Source organism: Terasakiella sediminum, assembly GCF_033100395.1.
Classification (GTDB): Bacteria; Pseudomonadota; Alphaproteobacteria; order Rhodospirillales; family Terasakiellaceae; genus Terasakiella.
The window spans coordinates 1-18,021 of record NZ_JAWLVJ010000034.1; the positions used below are offsets into that span (position 1 = coordinate 1).

General features: G+C 43.7%; 20 protein-coding genes. 13 read left to right on the forward strand and 7 right to left on the reverse strand.

What is annotated here, in order from left to right:
• Window positions 1-118 precede the first annotated feature (118 nt).
• Both RYZ26_RS18310 and RYZ26_RS18315 read left to right on the forward strand, forming a co-directional pair.
• Complete coding sequence (locus RYZ26_RS18310) at window positions 119-421, forward strand: hypothetical protein (protein ID WP_317684700.1); 303 nt, start codon at window positions 119-121, stop codon at window positions 419-421.
• Window positions 418-1,038, forward strand: coding sequence for a hypothetical protein (locus RYZ26_RS18315; RefSeq protein ID WP_317684701.1), 621 nt, complete (start codon window positions 418-420; stop codon window positions 1,036-1,038). Before RYZ26_RS18310 ends, RYZ26_RS18315 begins: the two co-directional genes overlap by 4 nt.
• Window positions 1,039-1,139: 101 nt before the next feature.
• On the opposite strand, the gene RYZ26_RS18320 is transcribed toward RYZ26_RS18315, so the two are convergent.
• A complete protein-coding gene (locus RYZ26_RS18320) occupies window positions 1,140-1,832 on the reverse strand; it encodes a hypothetical protein (RefSeq protein WP_317684702.1) in 693 nt (230 codons plus the stop codon).
• Between the two features lie 148 nt (window positions 1,833-1,980).
• Here RYZ26_RS18320 and RYZ26_RS18325 point away from each other — a divergent pair, with 148 nt between their 5' ends.
• The 3 genes from RYZ26_RS18325 to RYZ26_RS18335 are packed head-to-tail and all read left to right on the forward strand — an operon-like array spanning window position 1,981 to window position 5,497.
• Window positions 1,981-2,166 carry a hypothetical protein gene (locus RYZ26_RS18325; RefSeq protein ID WP_317684703.1) on the forward strand — a complete coding sequence of 62 codons (186 nt, stop codon included), beginning with the start codon at window positions 1,981-1,983 and terminating at the stop codon, window positions 2,164-2,166.
• A 41-nt stretch (window positions 2,167-2,207) separates the two neighbouring features.
• Window positions 2,208-2,870, forward strand: coding sequence for a hypothetical protein (locus tag RYZ26_RS18330; protein WP_317684704.1), 663 nt, complete (start codon window positions 2,208-2,210; stop codon window positions 2,868-2,870).
• Window positions 2,870-5,497, forward strand: a complete 2,628-nt coding sequence (locus tag RYZ26_RS18335; RefSeq protein ID WP_317684705.1) for a DNA N-6-adenine-methyltransferase — start codon at window positions 2,870-2,872, stop codon at window positions 5,495-5,497. Before RYZ26_RS18330 ends, RYZ26_RS18335 begins: the two co-directional genes overlap by 1 nt.
• Window positions 5,498-5,518: 21 nt before the next feature.
• On the opposite strand, the gene RYZ26_RS18340 is transcribed toward RYZ26_RS18335, so the two are convergent.
• Window positions 5,519-5,878, reverse strand: coding sequence for a hypothetical protein (locus tag RYZ26_RS18340; protein ID WP_317684706.1), 360 nt, complete (start codon window positions 5,876-5,878; stop codon window positions 5,519-5,521).
• Between the two features lie 191 nt (window positions 5,879-6,069).
• Window positions 6,070-6,318, reverse strand: coding sequence for a hypothetical protein (locus RYZ26_RS18345; protein WP_317684707.1), 249 nt, complete (start codon window positions 6,316-6,318; stop codon window positions 6,070-6,072).
• A gap of 107 nt (window positions 6,319-6,425) precedes the next feature.
• Between RYZ26_RS18345 and RYZ26_RS18350 the strand changes: the two genes are divergently transcribed.
• On the forward strand, window positions 6,426-6,728 hold the full coding sequence (locus RYZ26_RS18350) for a hypothetical protein (RefSeq protein ID WP_317684708.1): 303 nt from the start codon (window positions 6,426-6,428) through the stop codon (window positions 6,726-6,728).
• Here the strand turns inward: RYZ26_RS18350 and RYZ26_RS18355 are convergent.
• Genes RYZ26_RS18355 through RYZ26_RS18370 form a run of 4 tightly spaced genes read right to left on the reverse strand, consistent with a single transcriptional unit; the run spans window position 6,725 to window position 8,451 of the window.
• Window positions 6,725-7,225 (reverse strand): hypothetical protein, encoded by a 501-nt coding sequence (locus tag RYZ26_RS18355; protein ID WP_317684709.1) that lies wholly within the window; start codon window positions 7,223-7,225, stop codon window positions 6,725-6,727. The two genes, RYZ26_RS18350 and RYZ26_RS18355, sit on opposite strands and share 4 nt — an antisense overlap.
• Window position 7,226: 1 nt before the next feature.
• Window positions 7,227-7,760, reverse strand: coding sequence for a hypothetical protein (locus tag RYZ26_RS18360; RefSeq protein WP_317684710.1), 534 nt, complete (start codon window positions 7,758-7,760; stop codon window positions 7,227-7,229).
• 2 nt (window positions 7,761-7,762) lie between these two features.
• Entirely contained in the window at window positions 7,763-8,242 is a 480-nt protein-coding gene (locus RYZ26_RS18365) for a hypothetical protein (protein ID WP_317684711.1), read from the reverse strand.
• Complete coding sequence (locus RYZ26_RS18370; RefSeq protein WP_317684712.1) at window positions 8,242-8,451, reverse strand: hypothetical protein; 210 nt, start codon at window positions 8,449-8,451, stop codon at window positions 8,242-8,244. The genes RYZ26_RS18365 and RYZ26_RS18370 overlap by 1 nt, the downstream gene beginning before the upstream one ends.
• 112 nt (window positions 8,452-8,563) lie before the next feature.
• Here RYZ26_RS18370 and RYZ26_RS18375 point away from each other — a divergent pair, with 112 nt between their 5' ends.
• The 7 genes from RYZ26_RS18375 to RYZ26_RS18405 all read left to right on the forward strand — a co-directional run bounded on the left by RYZ26_RS18375 (window position 8,564) and on the right by RYZ26_RS18405 (window position 18,011).
• Entirely contained in the window at window positions 8,564-8,908 is a 345-nt protein-coding gene (locus RYZ26_RS18375; RefSeq protein WP_317684713.1) for a helix-turn-helix domain-containing protein, read from the forward strand.
• Window positions 8,909-9,004: 96 nt separating this feature from the next.
• Window positions 9,005-11,896 carry an SNF2-related protein gene (locus RYZ26_RS18380; protein ID WP_317684714.1) on the forward strand — a complete coding sequence of 964 codons (2,892 nt, stop codon included), beginning with the start codon at window positions 9,005-9,007 and terminating at the stop codon, window positions 11,894-11,896.
• Between the two features lie 22 nt (window positions 11,897-11,918).
• Window positions 11,919-12,395, forward strand: a complete 477-nt coding sequence (locus RYZ26_RS18385) for a hypothetical protein (RefSeq protein ID WP_317684715.1) — start codon at window positions 11,919-11,921, stop codon at window positions 12,393-12,395.
• Window positions 12,395-13,201, forward strand: a complete 807-nt coding sequence (locus RYZ26_RS18390; RefSeq protein ID WP_317684727.1) for a DUF1828 domain-containing protein — start codon at window positions 12,395-12,397, stop codon at window positions 13,199-13,201. The genes RYZ26_RS18385 and RYZ26_RS18390 overlap by 1 nt, the downstream gene beginning before the upstream one ends.
• A gap of 96 nt (window positions 13,202-13,297) precedes the next feature.
• Window positions 13,298-16,435, forward strand: coding sequence for a site-specific DNA-methyltransferase (locus tag RYZ26_RS18395; protein WP_317684716.1), 3,138 nt, complete (start codon window positions 13,298-13,300; stop codon window positions 16,433-16,435).
• On the forward strand, window positions 16,435-16,992 hold the full coding sequence (locus tag RYZ26_RS18400; protein WP_317684717.1) for a hypothetical protein: 558 nt from the start codon (window positions 16,435-16,437) through the stop codon (window positions 16,990-16,992). The genes RYZ26_RS18395 and RYZ26_RS18400 overlap by 1 nt, the downstream gene beginning before the upstream one ends.
• Window positions 16,989-18,011, forward strand: a complete 1,023-nt coding sequence (locus RYZ26_RS18405) for a protein NO VEIN domain-containing protein (RefSeq protein ID WP_317684718.1) — start codon at window positions 16,989-16,991, stop codon at window positions 18,009-18,011. Before RYZ26_RS18400 ends, RYZ26_RS18405 begins: the two co-directional genes overlap by 4 nt.
• The last annotated feature ends 10 nt before the right edge of the window (window positions 18,012-18,021 follow it).

An 18,021-nucleotide genomic window follows, 5' to 3' on the forward strand; every position in this document is an offset into this window, starting at 1 on the left:
AATAACTAATTGATTTTTAAAGTAAAAGGTAAATTGGCACTGTTCGGTTTCTGGCGTAGATTCATAGTCAGAAAACGCCCTCGATGGGAGGGTGGTTAGTTATAAGGATTAATGGATTATGCAGAAGTTTAAACGCTTTCGCCATATGGATCAGTCCCTCGCACATAAAGCTGAACGTGCTTTCAAAAAATACCGCTTACGTGGCAATGAACGTGTTGGTGGTCAGTTTGCTGTTCCGCTTGGGAATAACAAAGCATTGGTTATTGAACGTACTGTATACGGCTGGGAGTTTTACCGTGTCGTCAACGTGACTTTCCGCCACAAAGCTCTTCTGACACCAACTCAGGCAAAACTCGCTGTACAGCGCGGCATTGATCATCAGCATTTCTGTGTCACACCGTTCGTTGGAGATCAGAAATGAAGAAGACGCTAAAGCAAACCACAAGATATGACCCATCATGGAAGGCATTTACGATCATGGGCCGTAAATGGGATGATATGGATATTTGCGATGCCTTGGAGGATTTTTGCGAACAAGAGTTCTATGTGAACCAAAACCGCGTAATGCTTCAAGTAAATGATGCAGAACGTATCGGGGAACAAAAGAAGATCGCATTTGGTGGAGATGAATACACCCTTCATCGTTTCGAAAACCAGAATGTGCTTAAAGACCTCGCTGAAAAAATGCGCAAAAAGTTCCCTAAAAACAAAGTCAGCTATGAAGAAAGTTTTTTCTTCAACCAACATGACTACTCCCCTTATGGCAGTGACAAAATCGGTTGGGTGTACATTGAGTTAGACCTTCTGGATGAAGTCCTCGAACGTTACACTAAAGAGGCAAAGGCAGGAATTGCCTCAGAGGAACTAACGGAAAAAATGAATGATTTCGTTCTTATAATGAAAGAAGTTCCAAACGATTGTTCGGCCTTTGAATATGGGGTGCGTTTAGCTGTTCCAGATAGTCCAGCTCCTGATACACAATGCTGTCCAACGAATGCAGTGGCGATCATTGTCTTTGCCAAGACTGACAAGGACTAATTAATCTGAGCGCAAGGTCGGTGATATTGTGAAAGCGGCAAAGGCGCAATTAAACGGTGCGTGATAATCTGCATCCCCCATATTAAGCAGGTAGAATAGATTTACTTCTCTTTAGCTCTTCTTTTTTGTTCGTTAAGCCAGTCATCAATTTCAGGGTTTCGGCTTCTCATTGCCCGAACAGTTTTAGGATACCACGCACCGTCCATAAATGTGGGGGCTAAAGATTGATCCTTTTGCCTTAATGCTTCCAGTGCATTCGTCAGGTTTTCAGGGCCAGTGATTTGATGTTTTTCAATTTCTCTTTTAATAATCGGCAATAACAATTTGTCGTGAGCTTGTATAAGAGCTTTTTCCCTATCATGGTAAGCACGTTCTCTTTTTGAAAGACCTTCACGTTTGGCTTGGGCCGCTAATTTCGTAAATGCGCTGTACAAGCGTCTATGAATATTTAATGCCTCACTGATCATAAAATTATTGTCTCGAAAATCCACTTCTTGTGGGTAATCTTCAACACTAATAACAGCTATGTTGTGTTTCATGATTAAAGACAAAATTTGCAAGTCTTTCACATGATTCCTATTCGGTATGATGACCACGGGTTTTAGATCATAGAAGTCATCAATCAACTGCTGAAAGTCATCAGAAGAAAGTCCCTGTTCATCAGGGACGGTATCAAGAAGGTCTCCACCAATTTCTCTAACGAAATCAGAAATAATCTGAGTTTCATGGCAAACATCCAACTTGCGTTTACCGTTTTTTCTAACAAAACCCACGAACCGATTATTCAATCCCATTGTCAACCCCAAAAAACAGAACATCACAAGGGTTAGCTTGAAAAGTTCATTGCATTACAATGCCTTAAACCATAAAGGCTGGTATACCCAAATGGTAGCATGAGAAATCCACATTGGTCTCATGCAGAAACCATAGAGGAGACCTATCATGAAAAAAGGAACACACAATGTCCACACTTTGAACGTGAAAAGCCACAAATCTTTTGCAGGTGTGAAACAAGGCAGCACCCTGACGGTCACACGCATCACTACCTCTCGTCATATCCCCAAAGCAGCTAACGACAATCGCCAACCAACCAAGCAGCCGCCCTGCGCGGCTGCTATGGCTGCCTAATGCCCATATTCATTTATCAATTTTTAGAGAGGAATATGATCATGACTGACTTTACGAAAATGCTTAACAATGCCTGTGATCAGGTTGATGCCTACATCGACGCTTACAATGCTTCTCGTAAGAAACTTCGCGAAATTATGGGTGAAGCTGCGGTTATTCTGCATCATGCACGTCAGGACCCTGATGCCTTTGTCAAGGCGTGTGCTGCCCGTGGCGTAACTGTTTCTGACCGTGCGTATGACGAACTGGCTTTGCTGGTCATTAAAACCCTATTCCATCGTCAAGGCGATGATCAGCGTCAACGTTTCAATATCCGTGCATTAGTTCTGTGTGCCGCGTTGAAACAGTACGAAGGCAAAGAGTTTGTCGCGGAAGATGTAGCTCGTTGGATTGCTGACGAGAACGGTGGGCTTACTAAAATCGCCGCAGACTATCGTGCATCTAAAAAAGATGATCCTGCTGATGATGACGCAGAGGACAAATCCCCAAAAGCAAAGCCCGTGCGGCAGAAAACTAAATCTCGCCCTCATACGTCGAAGGTGGTGATTGATCCTGATTATCTATCCGAACTGGTGGCAAAAGGTGGTCGTATCAACTTGGCTGCCGAAATCACCGAAGACGGTAATTTGAAAATCATTTCCGCTGCTGATCGTGTAGCTGCAAATGATAACACTGAGAACAACCAAAACAAGGAGGTCGCATAATGGTTATTCGTGAACGTATTCCAACTAACTGGGCATCCCCGCTGAAAGCAGCGGGTGGATGCCACAAAACATCCAAGCTTCTGGTCAGTGTTCGCCCGAATGGTATCAAGGAAATCCGTGAACCGTTTTGCAATTCTGCGGCTTTCACTTTGACTGCGAAACGTGCTGGAATTGCGGAACACTATTGGATCAACGACATTGATCCCGACTTTGTGAACTATTGGACCGTTGTTCGCGATCATGTTGGTGAGTTCGTTGAACTGGCAACAAAACTTCATGCCGAACATGGGTTGGGGAGTGAAGAGTTCTTCTTTGAGATGAAATCTCTTATGGATGATGAAGATAAGGTCACAAAAGCCGTTGCCCTATGGATGGTAAACCGCTTGGTCCGAGGTGGCGCAACTCACAAGGCTGGGTTCAACAAATCATACCTGAAAGATGGCCGTGGCATTAAACAGTCATACATTAACCGTCATTTCGAATTCAGCCGTCTTCTTGAAGGCGTAAAAATCACCAACCTCGATTACGCAGAAGTTATGAATGCTGATGGTGAAGGTGTGTTGAATTATCTGGATGCGCCATATGCCGACAAAGGTTCGCAGGTTTATCGTTTTGGCGAGATCGACATGGACGCATTCTTCGCAAATATCGACGCATGCGACCACAATGTCCTGCTGACCATCAACAACAGTGAAGAGATGCGCCAACGCACTGCGAAGCTTAATGGTTATGTCTATAGCTATAAAAGCGGTTTGTGCGACGCTGGCGATAAAGAGAAAACTGAAATCTTCGCGGCGAACTATACTAATCGTTTTTACCACAAATATCTGTCGGAATGCGCGGTGTCTTTGATTGAATATGTCCAGCCTGCAAGTAATGACAATCGCCCTGAGAAACCCTCAGCTAAAAAAGCCAGCAACGATAACCGTTCTAAGAAGAGCAAAACAAAACAGCATGTCAAAGACCTGTTCTTGAACCGTCCGGGGTTGAAGCGTTCGGTGGAAGCATACTCACCGCAGGATTTTCTTGATCACTTGTATGCAGCAAACAGAAACCAACCTTTTGATGTTGACCCTTGTAGTCCCTGCAAGGGGGGAAAAGCCCCGGTCAATGCCAAGACCCACTATACTCGTGAAGATGATGGGTTGGTGCAAGATTGGTTCGGAACTGTCTACGTCAATGGTCCCTACGAGAACCTTGCCCCGTGGGTTGAAAAGGCTGCCGATAGTGTTTGGTGCAAGAGTATGGGAAACGCCCCTACAGTGGCTTCTGGTAAACGCCGGAAACCCAAGACACGGACCGTTGTGATGCTTCTCCCTGCGCGGACACATACCCGCTATTGGGAAAAGTATATCAAGGATCATGCAAAAGTATTTTTCATCACAGGCAAGATGAAGTTCCGCAACTTTGATGAGAATGGAAATCTCGTTCACAAACACGATACCCTGCCTCATGGCCTTGCCTTGGTGATTTGGGGCGATCATGAGCGTTTCACAAAGTATTTTGAAGAACTTGGTCAATATAATGGGCATGTTTTCTATGACCGTTCCCACCCAAGCATTCCTAATCTACCCGTGGAATACTGGAAACGCGTGGGGCGTCAGAAACGCGCGAAAGAACTTTCTGGTAAGCATGATTTTGACACTGATGTGATCCATCATCATTCATGCGCTGATATGAAACATCTGTCAAATGACAGCATTGGACTGACCGTCACTTCTGTGCCTTATAATGTCGGTATTGATTATGGTTCTGTTCAGGACAATCTGGATTGGGACACATATTGGAATGAAAAACGCCAAATCGCAGAAGAACTATTCCGTGTGACCGAAGATGGTGGGCGGGTTGCAATCAACGTTGCTGAAACAGCGGGAACAACAAAATACCCATTGGCGCATATGTGGACAGAGTTGATGATCCAGACTGGTTTTAAAAGCTTTGGTCGGATCAACTGGGTTAAATGTGGTGTAAAAAAACAATCTACGCAATTTGGCAGCTATTGTCGTGCGTCTGCTCCAAATATTCGTGAAGAGCATGAACCCATCCTTCTGTTCTACAAAGGCGATGAATTCAAACGTGAAAAATATTCCAGCGTTGAAAGTTGTTCGCGCGGCACTTTTTTGTCGGCAACCGTCAGTAACTGGTTCCTGCGCCCTGAAAGTCGTAAAGATGATGGACATCCCGCTCCGTTCCGGGTGGACCTTCCTTCTCGACTAATTGAACTCCTGTCAGGACCAGACGATGTTATTCTCGATCCATTCATGGGATCAGGTACAACAGCTATTGCTGCCCTTGCGCATGGTCGTAAGTTCGTTGGCTATGAACTGGATAAAAAGTTCGCCAATGATGCCCGTGAACGTATTGCAAGTGCAGATGTAGAGATCGCGGAACTGAAAATTAATGGCGTGATTCCTGACCCAGATAGGTTCTGGGTGGGCATGTCATTAGACACAATTAAGGGGATTGAATTGCCGATTACCAATGTAAACGCTTACAATCAGCACTCTGTTTATCCTGCCTATCAATCAAATTCTGAGTACAACAGTTTCAAAGATTTTTTAGGTCGATCTTTACTTGATGGTAACGGTAAAACGGAGTGCGAGAACCAGCACTCCGAAGCCGCCTGATGTGGTTTAAAATGACACGAATTATTTAACGCGACGACGCGCACGATCTTTACAGTCTGCAATTTGTTTATCCAACTTACCTGCAATGATCATTTTTTTGATGGTTTCCAAGACTTCCACAATGTCCTGTTTATTTGATCCACATTCGATGGAAGGTTTCCCGGGTTCGACTTCGAAAGTGTAAGAAGAACCGTACCGTAATTCCACCAGCCAAATCCCGGCTTCATTTTTCCAAAACCACTCTCTGGGCTTGGCGGCGACGATTTTTTTCTTCTTGGTGATCTTACCATCTTCGTCTTCATGGCTCACATAGCGATAACGTTCGATTTTAAAGGTCGGGTCATTAATGTAGGCAATCTGATTTTCGATTCCTTCAACCATGACATCGGCACCTTTGCGCTTTCTTTTCTCTTGAACCGTGGGGCGTGTGTGTGTGCTGAACTTTAGCTCTTTCATGACGTACCTTTATGCTTTCAATTCCATAGAAAGAGCATATGGCCGACTGATATTGTCGGCCAAGTGCATGAGTATCATTTAGTCTATCTTTGCAAAAGGTTATGGCCCGAAGGCCACTAAATGAGAGCCATAAGGCTATCCATATCTTCTTTTGACTTTGTATGGATGAAAATCTGATAGCTGCCAAACAGTTGGCGTTCTTCACGCAACGTTTCCCGGGTGGCGGTCAATCCGATTCCATCCGTAATTAAATGTTGAACCGTGGTGTTGTCTAAACGCTCAAAGGTGCTGATGAGCTTACTTTCAAGACAAAAACAATGTGGATATTTTCTGGCAATATTTTCAACATGGTTTTCATAGTGCATTTTCTTTCTCCTCGAAGCTTATCTGAATTTATTTATCAATTTCCGCTCTCTGGGCAGCACTACGGTTCTGAAATGATAAATATTTAGAAATCAAGGAGGTGAATTTGATGAATACCCGTGAGCTATATGCAGATTTAAAAAGTCTTGGAACGGTCGAAACGGCAGATGAATACTCTAACATGTTCGGATACGGTGGTAGTACGATCCGGTCACAATGGGCAAAACGAAAATCGCCAGACCTGTCCGCATGGGTACGTTTATGGTTTTCACTGAACTCGATTGCCCAAGACACCGAAGAGGTAATTAAAGCCGTACAAAACTGTGAACGTGAAGCATATTTGAAGGGATGGGAAGAGCTTCGCACGTTGCAAACCCGCGTGTGGCGGCATATTGAGGCATTGGCAGGTTAAGGGCGACTGGTATCCATTTGCCAAGTACAATCAACATTCTGGAATTCTTTCTCAGTAATGCCGATCAATTCGAAACGAGGCAGGATCGCCATCAAACAATTCATCGTTTTGATCGCGTCATCACGTTGATGGTCGCATTCAGATGCTGGTGCGCCATTATGCATGGCTTTGCCAATTTTTTTATAAGCATATTCGGAAGTATTGCGTAATTTCCGTTCGAAACGCTGAATGTCAGCGGTCACCATAAAACCGTTAGGTTTGTTGACCGAAAAAGACCAAACTTTATGCGCAGATTTTGAGAATACCTTGTTCACGGCAAGTTTTTGATCGTAGCAATATTCGGCGCGTTCTTTTAGGTGTTTATCTGACGCACCAACACCACGGGCAGCACGTTCTTGTTCCAGCCAATGGTTTGGGTCCATTAGTTCTTGTTCCGTTGTTGCTTGCGCACATAATGGGGATATTATAAGCAGAAAAAGAAACACCCACTTCATCACATTACGGCAACTCTGCTTTGACCCATGCATTGAGCATATTGTTTTTTCTCAAATTCAGATGCCACTGATAGGTCGTATTCCAGTTATTGACATCGGCATTGCTGCTCCTGTTTCTCGCCGTTTTGGGCAGATCAAGCGTAAACGTCAGTGTTGGTTCAAACTCATCTGACATCCCGCCTTTCTGATCCGCCATTGTCTGCAAAATTGTCATGCTGGCTGGAAGTTCAAAAACTTGGCGTACAGTCAGTTTGCAATCGGCTGTGAACAATCCTGAGCAATCCCAATCGGCTTGATCGAAAGGGAAGTTTTCCATCGTAAAATAGAGTTCGACCTGCCCATCATCCAGATGACGAGTGCCGATATGAATCGGTTCATCTCGCAAGGACTCTTTGATGTTTTCTGCCACCAGAACATTGGTGATCATTGAGACATCGGATTTAATTGTATCTTCATCAACGATTGTCGAATGAACATGTATTTTGATGCAACCTGTTATGAGGACAGCACACAGAAGTAGTGCAGCAAAGCGAAGCAATGTCAGACACCCCATTTTAACAATGCTGCCTGAACTGTTGGGTCTTGGCGATTGGGGATTTGCCAACCTGCATTCAGCAATGCCTTTGCTTGCCCTTTACGACCGACCAAGCCAGCGGTAACCATAATTCCAATCAGTACAAATAAAGCGATAATCACGCTGATAATGCGCACTGTGACCATCGCATCTTCATGGCTGGTTAGTTTTACTTCACCTGTCACCGGGTCTTCGTAGGGTACGTCATATGAGATCACATATGTGGCATTTGAGCCAACTAATGTTCCGCGAATGACTTCACTTGCTACCTTTGCTGTAGCGATACAGATGAAGATGCTCAGAAAGCATACGATTGCCAGCGTCCATTGGCGGCGCAGAAGCAACGGAATGCCTAACAATAATGGTGAAATAAAGCCTACGAAATCAAACCCTGTTGAGAGTGCTTTTTTCTTCTGCTTGTCAGCATGTTCAAAAATAACAGTCATTAATCTACCTTCCGCGAAAACACAACTTTGCAACCCGGGTTCTGACGTTCCGCAGCTTTTACTGCATAATTGACAGCCGACACAGTGACGACAACCTGACGAGGTGGTTCACCATTGCAATAAACTGTAACCAGATAGTCCCCTGCATGTGCCGCGTTTGACCAAATTATCCCTGCCAGCATCAGACCAACGGCCATAATCGACTTCATATGAACTCCCCCTAAAACCAATTGAGCACAAAATTGAATATTTACGACAATAAAAAATAATGACTAATTACGTCAATAGTTAAAGTTGAATAATTAGAGCAATATCCATCACATGATGGATTCACTGACAAAACAGATTGGTCGCCGCATAAGGGCATTGCGAAAGCAAAAAGGCTTCACACAGGCAAGGCTTGCCCGTGCCACATTGAAGACCGTTGAGACAATTTCAAAGATTGAAAATGGTCATGTTTCCCCGTCTATTGGGACGCTGGAAGAAATCGCCCGAAAACTTGAATGTCCCATTTTCGCTTTCTTTGAAGATTGTGAACTTCCCAGTGTTGAAACAGAACTCACAAAAGCTGCACAAAAAATTCAATATGCCCTCAAAACCTTTCCTGATGCAGACCTCGAGGTGCTTGCTGAACTGGTTGATGCGTTAGAGAAAAGAAGGTCGTAGTAAAAAACATTCACCATAATATTTAAGCGTGTAATTTCTGGCCTTATTTCCTTCATTGTGCTAACGAAATTGAGGGAGTTATATTTGGGGCTATAAATGCAAATCACACCATTTCATGCAAAGTATTATGCACAAGTTCTGTCTCAGAAACACGGTCATGGTGGTGTTGAACGATTATCACGATCATTATTTGATGCGTATGTCGATTTAAACCCACATCAGATTGATGCTGCCCTGTTTGCCTTACGCTCCCCTTTGAGCAAGGGTGTCATTCTGGCTGATGAAGTCGGTTTAGGGAAAACTATCGAATCTGGACTTTTGCTATGTCAACTGTGGGCAGAGCGAAAACGAAAATTACTTATCGTTTGTCCGGCATCCCTTCGCAAGCAATGGCAAAATGAATTAGAAGAGAAATTCAACCTCCCTTCTATTGTTTTAGATGCAAAGACAGCACGGGACTTCAAGAAAAAAGGCGCGATAAACCCTTTTGATCAAAAGCAATCCATTGTCATTACCTCCTATCAATACGCAAACCGACAGCAAGCAGAAGTACGTCAAGTTGGTTGGGATTTGGCGGTAATTGATGAAGCGCACAAACTTAGAAATGTTTATCAAAAAAAGAACAAAATTGGTAAGGCAATCAAGTGGGCTTTGGAAGACACCAAGAAAGTTCTCCTAACCGCCACTCCCTTACAAAATAAGCTGGACGAAATATTTGGTCTCGCCAGTTTGATTGATGATCGTATTTTCGGTCATATTCGCTCGTTCCGATCACAATATACGGCAGTAAAAAGCGACCTTGAGGATTTGCGAGAACGAATGACACCTTTCTGCCATCGAACTCTTCGTTCTCAGGTTCTTGAATATATCCGATATACCGAGCGTAAAGCCCTTACCGTGCCGTTCACCCCCACTGATGATGAACAAGCTCTTTACGATGCTGTATCGGCGTTTTTAAGCCGCAAGCAAACTCATGCGATCCCACAGCGGCAAAAACACCTCATTACGCTTATTTTGCGTAAGCTCTTGGCATCTTCAACGAATGCTATCATCGGCACCTTGGAAGCGATGGTACAACGCCTTGAGGCTCTCAAGGAAAATCAATCTACAGAAAATGAAGATAACCAAATTTTGGGTGATCTTGATATTGTAGATGAATACCTTGATGAAGAGTTCGATTTTGAATTTGAGGAAATTGAAACACCTGAAAACAACAAAGAGCAAGACCTATCCGCTTACTCCAAGAGCCTGCAAAGAGAGATTGACGAACTCACAAGGTTCATTCAATTAGCAAAATCCCTAAAGACCGATACCAAAGCGCGTTCATTGCTGACAGCATTGGATAAAGGTTTCTCAAGTCTTAAAGAAACCAATGCCCCGCGCAAAGCCTTGATTTTCACTGAATCTCGACGGACACAAGATTTCTTATTGTCGTTTCTTGAAGAAAATGGGTTCAAGGGCAAGATCGTTCTTTTCAATGGCACGAACGGCGATGATATTGCCAAATCAATATACAAGAACTGGCTAAACAAGAATGTCAGTACAGGGCGTATCACTGGATCGCGCCCGGTGGATGTAAAATCCGCGATCGTGGAACATTTCCGTGACGAAGCTGAAATCATGATCGCAACAGAAGCCGGGGCAGAAGGTATTAACCTTCAATTCTGCCCTCTTCTGATCAATTACGACCTACCTTGGAACCCGCAGAGAGTTGAACAGCGTATTGGCAGGTGTCACCGATATGGGCAAAAACACGATGTCGTCGTCATTAACTTCCTGAATAAACGCAATGAAGCCGATCAACGTGTGCATCAGCTTTTAACTGAAAAGTTCAATCTGTTCTCCGGTGTGTTCGGTGCCTCTGATGAAGTGCTTGGTTCACTTGAAAACGGGATTGATTTCGAAAAACGCATTTTGCAAATTTATCAAGATTGTCGCGACCCCAAAGAAATCGAAAAAGCCTTCAACGCCCTCCAAGCCGAAATGGACGAGATCATCAATGCCAAGATGTCGGAAACCCGTTCAAAACTGCTGGAACATTTTGACGAAGATGTGCATAGCCGATTGAAAAGCCATCTCGATGAAACCAAACGCAACATTGATCGCTTTGGACGATATTTCTGGGAAACCAGCAAGCATGTGCTCAGTGAATGCGCAGGGTTTGATGATGATCACCTGACCTTCTTCCTTGATAAACCGCCACAGGGTTTGAGGCTTGAGACGGGTGTCTATCACCTTATCAACAAGGAAGAAAAAGGCAACATTCACGGGCAATATCTTTATCGACCATCCCACAGGCTCGGCGAATACGTTATCGATACAGCAGCGCAGTACGACTTGAGCGAAAGAACGGTTGCGTTCAACATTACCGATCATCCGACCAAGATCAGCGTTGTTGAAGCTTTACAAGGCCAATCGGGCATTTTGATGTTACAGCGTTTAAATGTCAGATCGTTTGAAGATGATGAGTTCTTACTTTTCGCTGCCTTCACAGATCAAGGAAAAGAACTGGATCAGGAAGTCAGTGAAAAGATGTTTGATTGCACTGCCTCGCTATTAACTGACGTTACACCTTTATCTTTAGAAGAAAAAGATCGCCTAAAAACGGTTTCTCAACAACATGTTCAGACTGCCTTACGACAAACGGAAGAACGTAATCACAAGCACTTCAATGACGAACGTGAAAAGTTGGATAAGTGGGTGCGCGATGTTGAAATTGCAGCCGAGAAAAACCTGAAAGACACTAAAGACCGTATCCGGGATTTACAACGTGAAGCCAATAAGCTCACGGACCTTGATGTCCAGTTGAAACTCCAAGAACAAATCCGTGATTTGGAACGTAAAAAGAAAAAACTCCGTCGTGAAATCTTTGATGTTCAGGATGAGGCGGAAGAAAAGAGGGATCAACTGATCGATAACTTGCGCAAGCGTATGGAAAGCGAAAGTAAAATCGAAACATTATTTACTATTCGTTGGGAAATTCGATGATAACATGTTGGCCGGAGGGACTATGCGTGTTCGTGAAATAATAACTGAGGCTAAAGAGCAAAAGAGTGACACTGACTGGCGAACAGATGATTTGCCACCACGTCATGCTCCTTGCTATGACAAAACAAGGCCAATTCGAAATGATTGGACTTGGAGGTCAGCTTCGGCTGTTGGTGAAAATGGACGTGAATTTGTTTTATTTGCGAATTGCGCACCCAAATACAATAAATGGCAGGCAATTCTGGTGATTAAATCAGGGGCAAAAGATGGCTCTGTTGTAGCGCGGTATGAGTATCATGGAGACCACCCGGGAATTCATGTTCACTCAAGCTGTGAAACAAGCGGCATTGAATTAGGAAGCGCAAGTTTAAACAATTTAAACAGGTTTCCTAATGCCAAAAACCATCATCGACGTGTTGAACCACTGACAGCAAATCAGTTTTGGGAGCAGGCTAAAGCATTTTTTAGAGTATCGGAACAAAAGGGATCGTTGTTGTGATGGATGTTGGAAGTTTAAAAAAATCACTCTGCGAAACATTTTGTGCAGAAGTAAGCATAAACCCGGTTCCTGTAGGCTGGGCAATTAGTGGATTGTTTGAAGACAATTCGGGTGACCGCATTAGTTTCTACATGACAGAAACACCTGATGGCATCGCCTTTGAAGATGACGGCGACTTTCTGGCTGAGATGATTGCCTCTCGTATTGATATTGAAAATGGACAACGTAGCGAACTATTAAATTCTGTCTTGGCTTCGGCTGATGCCTATTGGGATAAAGATACTTATCAGATTAAATCGAACCACGCATACGACCAGAACAACCTTTCCATTGCAGCTATTAAGTTCCTGTCCGCGTTGGTTCGTGCGCGTGATATAGCATTGCTGACCCGCGATGTTATTCGCAGCACGTTCCGCGAAGATGTGGCGCAAGCCCTTGAAGACCAGTTTGGTGGAAAGCTTACCATTTCTGAAAACCAAGCGATTGATCCTCGTTTCAAAGATTTTGCAGCAGACTTTGTTCTGACTAATCCTGCAAATAGCAAGACAGGTGCTTTGTATCTGGTGAATTCCACTGAAAAATTGTTGGAAGCCCAACTGTTATTGATGGAATTGGTGAGTCACCAAAGTGACGATGATTATCCTGTCATTGCGATGATCGAAGACCTGAATAAAGTCAGCACTAATAAGTTCAAACGGGCGCAAAACTCAGGTTTACAAATGCCAATTTATACAGGCGACGAATTTTTGGCGGTTGAGCGCGTCGGTAAGATTATGGGCGTTCAGCAATCTGCCCAAATTCATTAATCCAATACATTTGAAATAATAAAATTAATAAAGGCACTCTTTCCCATGAGCAGCAAACTTGACCAGTTGAAAGATAAACTCCGTGAGATGTTCCAGATGGATCAGGCGGATTTGGATTTTGGAATTTATCGCATCATGAATGCCAAGCGTGGTGAAGTCGAAACCTTCTTAAACGAAGACCTGTTGCCGACTGTCAAAACGGCACTGGCTGAGTTCCAACCCGCAGGTATGGCTTCTAAGCGTGAAGAACTCGATAGTGCCATCAAGAATGCGCAAGCCTTAGGGATGGACCCGAACGCGGTTCCCCGTATTCAGGAACTCCGTGCCGAGCTTGAAAATGGTGTTGATATTGAGAAACTGGAAGAACAGGTCTATTCCGATCTCTATACCTTCTTTGCCCGTTATTACAGTGATGGCGACTTTATGTCGCTTCGTCGCTACAAAGAAGGCGTTTATGCCCTTCCGTATGAAGGTGAAGAGGTCAAACTTCACTGGGCGAACGCGGATCAATATTACATCAAGAGTGCGGAAAACTTCCAAACCTATGCCTTTAAAGTTCCCGTGACCATTCCTGCTGTTCCCGGGGCAACTGGTACGATTATTGGCAAACGTGTCCGTTTTGAACTGGTTTCTGCCACCACCGAGCAGAACAATAACAAGGCGGCTGCCGATAAGGAACGGCGCTTCATCCTGCATAGTGCCGACCCGATTGCCGTTGAAAACGGTGAATTGATCATTCGTTTTGAATATCGGGCAGATGAAGAAAAACGCAAACAGAAAGACCTGAACGCTTTGGCGGTCGAGGCGATCTTGGGGTTAACCGAAGGATCGCCCCTAACTTCGGATATTGAAGACTGGAATATCTGGCTGGAAGCACTCTCCGCCAACGTTGGAACGGATAAAAACAAAGACCGCACGGTGCTGGAAAAGCATCTGACGGATTACACAGCCAAGAATTCGTTCGACTACTTCATCCATAAAGATTTGGGTAAGTTCCTCAAACGCGAACTGGATTTCTTTATCCAGAACGAAGTCATGGTACTGGACGATCTTCTGCCTAATGATCCCGACAAGCTGAATGCCCAAATCATGGTTTCTCAACAGATGTTGAGTAAAGCGGCTACCTTGAAAAAGATTGCGCTCAAGGTCATTGAATTCTTAGCGCAATTGGAAGATTTTCAGAAGAAACTCTGGCTTAAAAAGAAATTCGTGCTGGAAACCAACTGGCTCATCACACTGGATCGCATTGATGAAGAACTCTATGAAGAAATTGCTGCCAATGATGCGCAGCGCGAAGAATGGGTAAAGCTCTTCGCCATTGATGAAATTGGCGAGACTTCTGATGAGGAAAATGACCAAGGCAGCATGTCATTTGAGACCACACCCGCCTACAGCAACCCATTGACCGTCGAGTTCCTCAAAGCGAACCCCTCACTGGTTCTCGATACAGTATTTTTTGATCAAGACTTCAAGGACCGTTTGCTTGCGGAGGTTGATGATCTGGATGAAAACACCAGTGGGGTACTGGTTCATAGTGAAAACTTTCAGGCTTTGATGGCTTTACAGGAAAGATACCGTGGCCAATTGAAAAGTATTTATATTGATCCTCCGTACAACACTAATGCTTCTGAAATCGTTTACAAGAATGGCTTCAAGCACTCTTCATGGATTTCATTAATATCAGACAGATTAAAATCTGGAATGAACTTACTAAGTGACACAGGTCAATTCTGTGTGGCTATCGATGACTTTGAATATCACCGATTATATCAAACTGTTTGCGATATGATTGGTGAAGAACTGATTCTCGGAACTGCTGTTGTCCGATCTAACCCAGCAGGAAGGTCAACCGCTCGCGGTTTCTCCGTAGCTCATGAATATTTAATTTTTGGCGCACCAAACGAGAATGCTGAAATTGGTAGATTACCAAGAAACGACAAACAGTTAGCTCGTTATAAAGAGAAAGACTCTATAGGTCCTTTTGAGTGGGTGAATTTTAGAAAGCACGGCGGTGAAAATGCCAACCGTTTTGCTCGACCTAAACTATTCTACCCCATATATGTTTCTGAGAATGGTGTAAGAATTCCATCACTTGAATGGGAAGAAGAAGCAAAACAATGGAATGCCATTGATGGCGTTTTAGATGATGAAGTTGTTGTTCTGCCCATCAATGGTGATGGTGAAGAAAAAACTTGGAAATGGGGACATGAAACAGCAAAGGAAAAAATCAACGATTTAATGGCGAAGCCAGATCAAACAGGAGGAATGGGAATTTACAGTAAATCCCGTATGAATATGGATGGAGCTTTGCCGCTGACGCTATGGGATAAAAAGGAATATTCTGCTACGGAATATGGAACTAATTACCTCAGTAAAATCATTGGTGATTCGAATTTATTTTCATTTCCGAAATCTATTCATGCCGTTGAAGATAGCTTACGGGTAATGAAGCTTGGCCTCAATGACACGGTTATTGATTTCTTTGCCGGATCGGGCACTACTGCACATGCTGTTGCAAATCTAAATAGACTTGATGAAGGTAAAAGAAAATTCATCGTATGCGAGATGGGTGCGTACTTTGATGTTGTTACGAAACCGCGTGTCTTAAAATCCCATTATTCAGAGAAGTGGAAAAACGGAAAACCTGTAGATCGAAATGGCGTGTCATCTATCCAAAAGTACATCCGCCTTGAATCCTATGAAGATGCGACCAATAACCTAAACCTGTCTCGCACAGAACAACAGAACGAGCTTCTCAACAAGCACAAGAACTTCCGCGAAGATTACATGCTGCATTATATGCTGGATGTGGAAAGCCGGGGTTCCTTGCTTGATCTGGATCGCTTTGTAGACCCGTTCAACGTGACCATGAAAGTCACACGCGATGATGAGACCCGCAATGTGCGTGTCGATATGGTTGAGACCTTCAACTACCTGCTGGGCTTGCGTGTGAAGACCATGCGCCGTTCCAAAGGTATCTATGAAGTCACGGGTACTATGCCAGATGGCGATAACACCCTGATTATCTGGCGTAACACCAACGAGTGCGACAATGACGCTTTAGATGAGTGGTTTCAGAAGCAGCAATACAACACCCGTGACATGGAATTCGACCTCATCTTCGTCAATGGCGACAACAACCTCGAAAACCTGCGTCGTGCCGACGAAACATGGAAAGTCCGCCTTACCGAAGAAACCTTCCTCACCCTCATGTTCGATGTGGAGGATGTGTGATGGACGTAAAAGAGTGGCGTAGAAAGCAAGAAGAGGAAAAGTCCCTCAGACAACATGTGGCTGAAACATGTATGGCCATAAAAGATGCGTATCAGGAAGAAAAATTTGAAAAGAGATTAAAAAAAAGAGAAGAAGACTTACAAGCCCCCTCTTTAACAGAACGTGCAGACCGAATTCGTCGAAACTTGATGATTGTAGCTGGGGTTACGATCTTTTACAAAACGTTTGACCTTCAAATAACATCTGCCAACAGTTCAAGCGCAGCTTTCTTCGGCTTGAAAATTGAAGGTTTAACACCCGAGGCTATTGATACGGGACTGATGTTTTTGTTGGCGTATCTGGTTGTTCATTTTTTCGTGGAAGCTTCGCGGACTCATTTGCTGTTCTTGGCACATACTTTCAAGTCGTCAAACGAAGATACAGTTGTTTATTGGACTTCAACTTTATGGAATGTTCGCTACTTCCTACTTGAAAGTTTGCTTCCATTTGCAATGGGGTATTGGGCTTTAGGGTTATTGCCCATTAAAGAAACTCTTTTAAGATGGTGGTGGGCATGAGTAGTCAAAAAATGGTGCTTTTCCGCCTACAATGGATGGAAGATTACAAAGGCTTTGAAAATATCAAGAATGCCACTTTTGGACATGTAAAGGAAGGCGAAGACCCGCACGAAGCATTTAACTTCCAAGTTGAAAGTGACAATTGCCATTATGGATATGCCCGGATCAGCAAGGGCGATAGTATTCATATCGAGCGTCTTGGTGAGGTGGATCAAGATCAGGATGGAAATGAGTATGTCGATGGCGTGACCGTTATTTGGACGGCGAAACACCCCTCAGGTGGCATGGTAGTTGTCGGTTGGTATAAGAATGCACGTGTCTATCGACAAGAGCAACTTTGTCCTGATGAAATTGTACGCCCTTTTAATGACGACGCTTGTTATCGCGTCAGTGCTAATTCAGGAGATGCCTTTTTCTTGGAAACAGAGCAACGTGATATAGAACTGTTGAAAGGACTTGGAGATACATGGAAACAGGCCAGACCGTTTTACATCACGGAGAAAGAAGAATTTTCTGAAATGGAAAAGAAGCTCTGGAGGCTTGTTTATGGAAAATCCGGTTTTTCAGTCAGTAAAAAACGCAAAAAACCAGTAATAAATCAGGAACGTAAAAAAGAAATTGAAGAAGGCGCGATCAAGCTGGTTACAGATGAATTTGAGAACTGTGGTTACACGGTGACATCTTTTGAAGACAAAAATGTTGGGTATGATTTACAAGCTGTTTCACAAAATGGGCAAGAAATTCTCTGTATTGAGGTTAAAGGGCGTGGGATTGATGTTGTAACGGCGGATTTCACTTTTAATGAATATGAGACCATCATAAAGCATCAGAATAACCAGTTTAATGTTGGTGAATATGTGATTTGCATTGTCACCAATGTTTGCCGCCCGGAAATGAAATTATATCAGTTCTATTACGATAGAAAACATAAAGGCTGGTTTGATACTAACAATGGATTAAAACTCAAGCCCGAAGAACGGGTCGCCGTTAAATACACAGCAAAACGGGGAAGAAAGTGAACATTGGAAT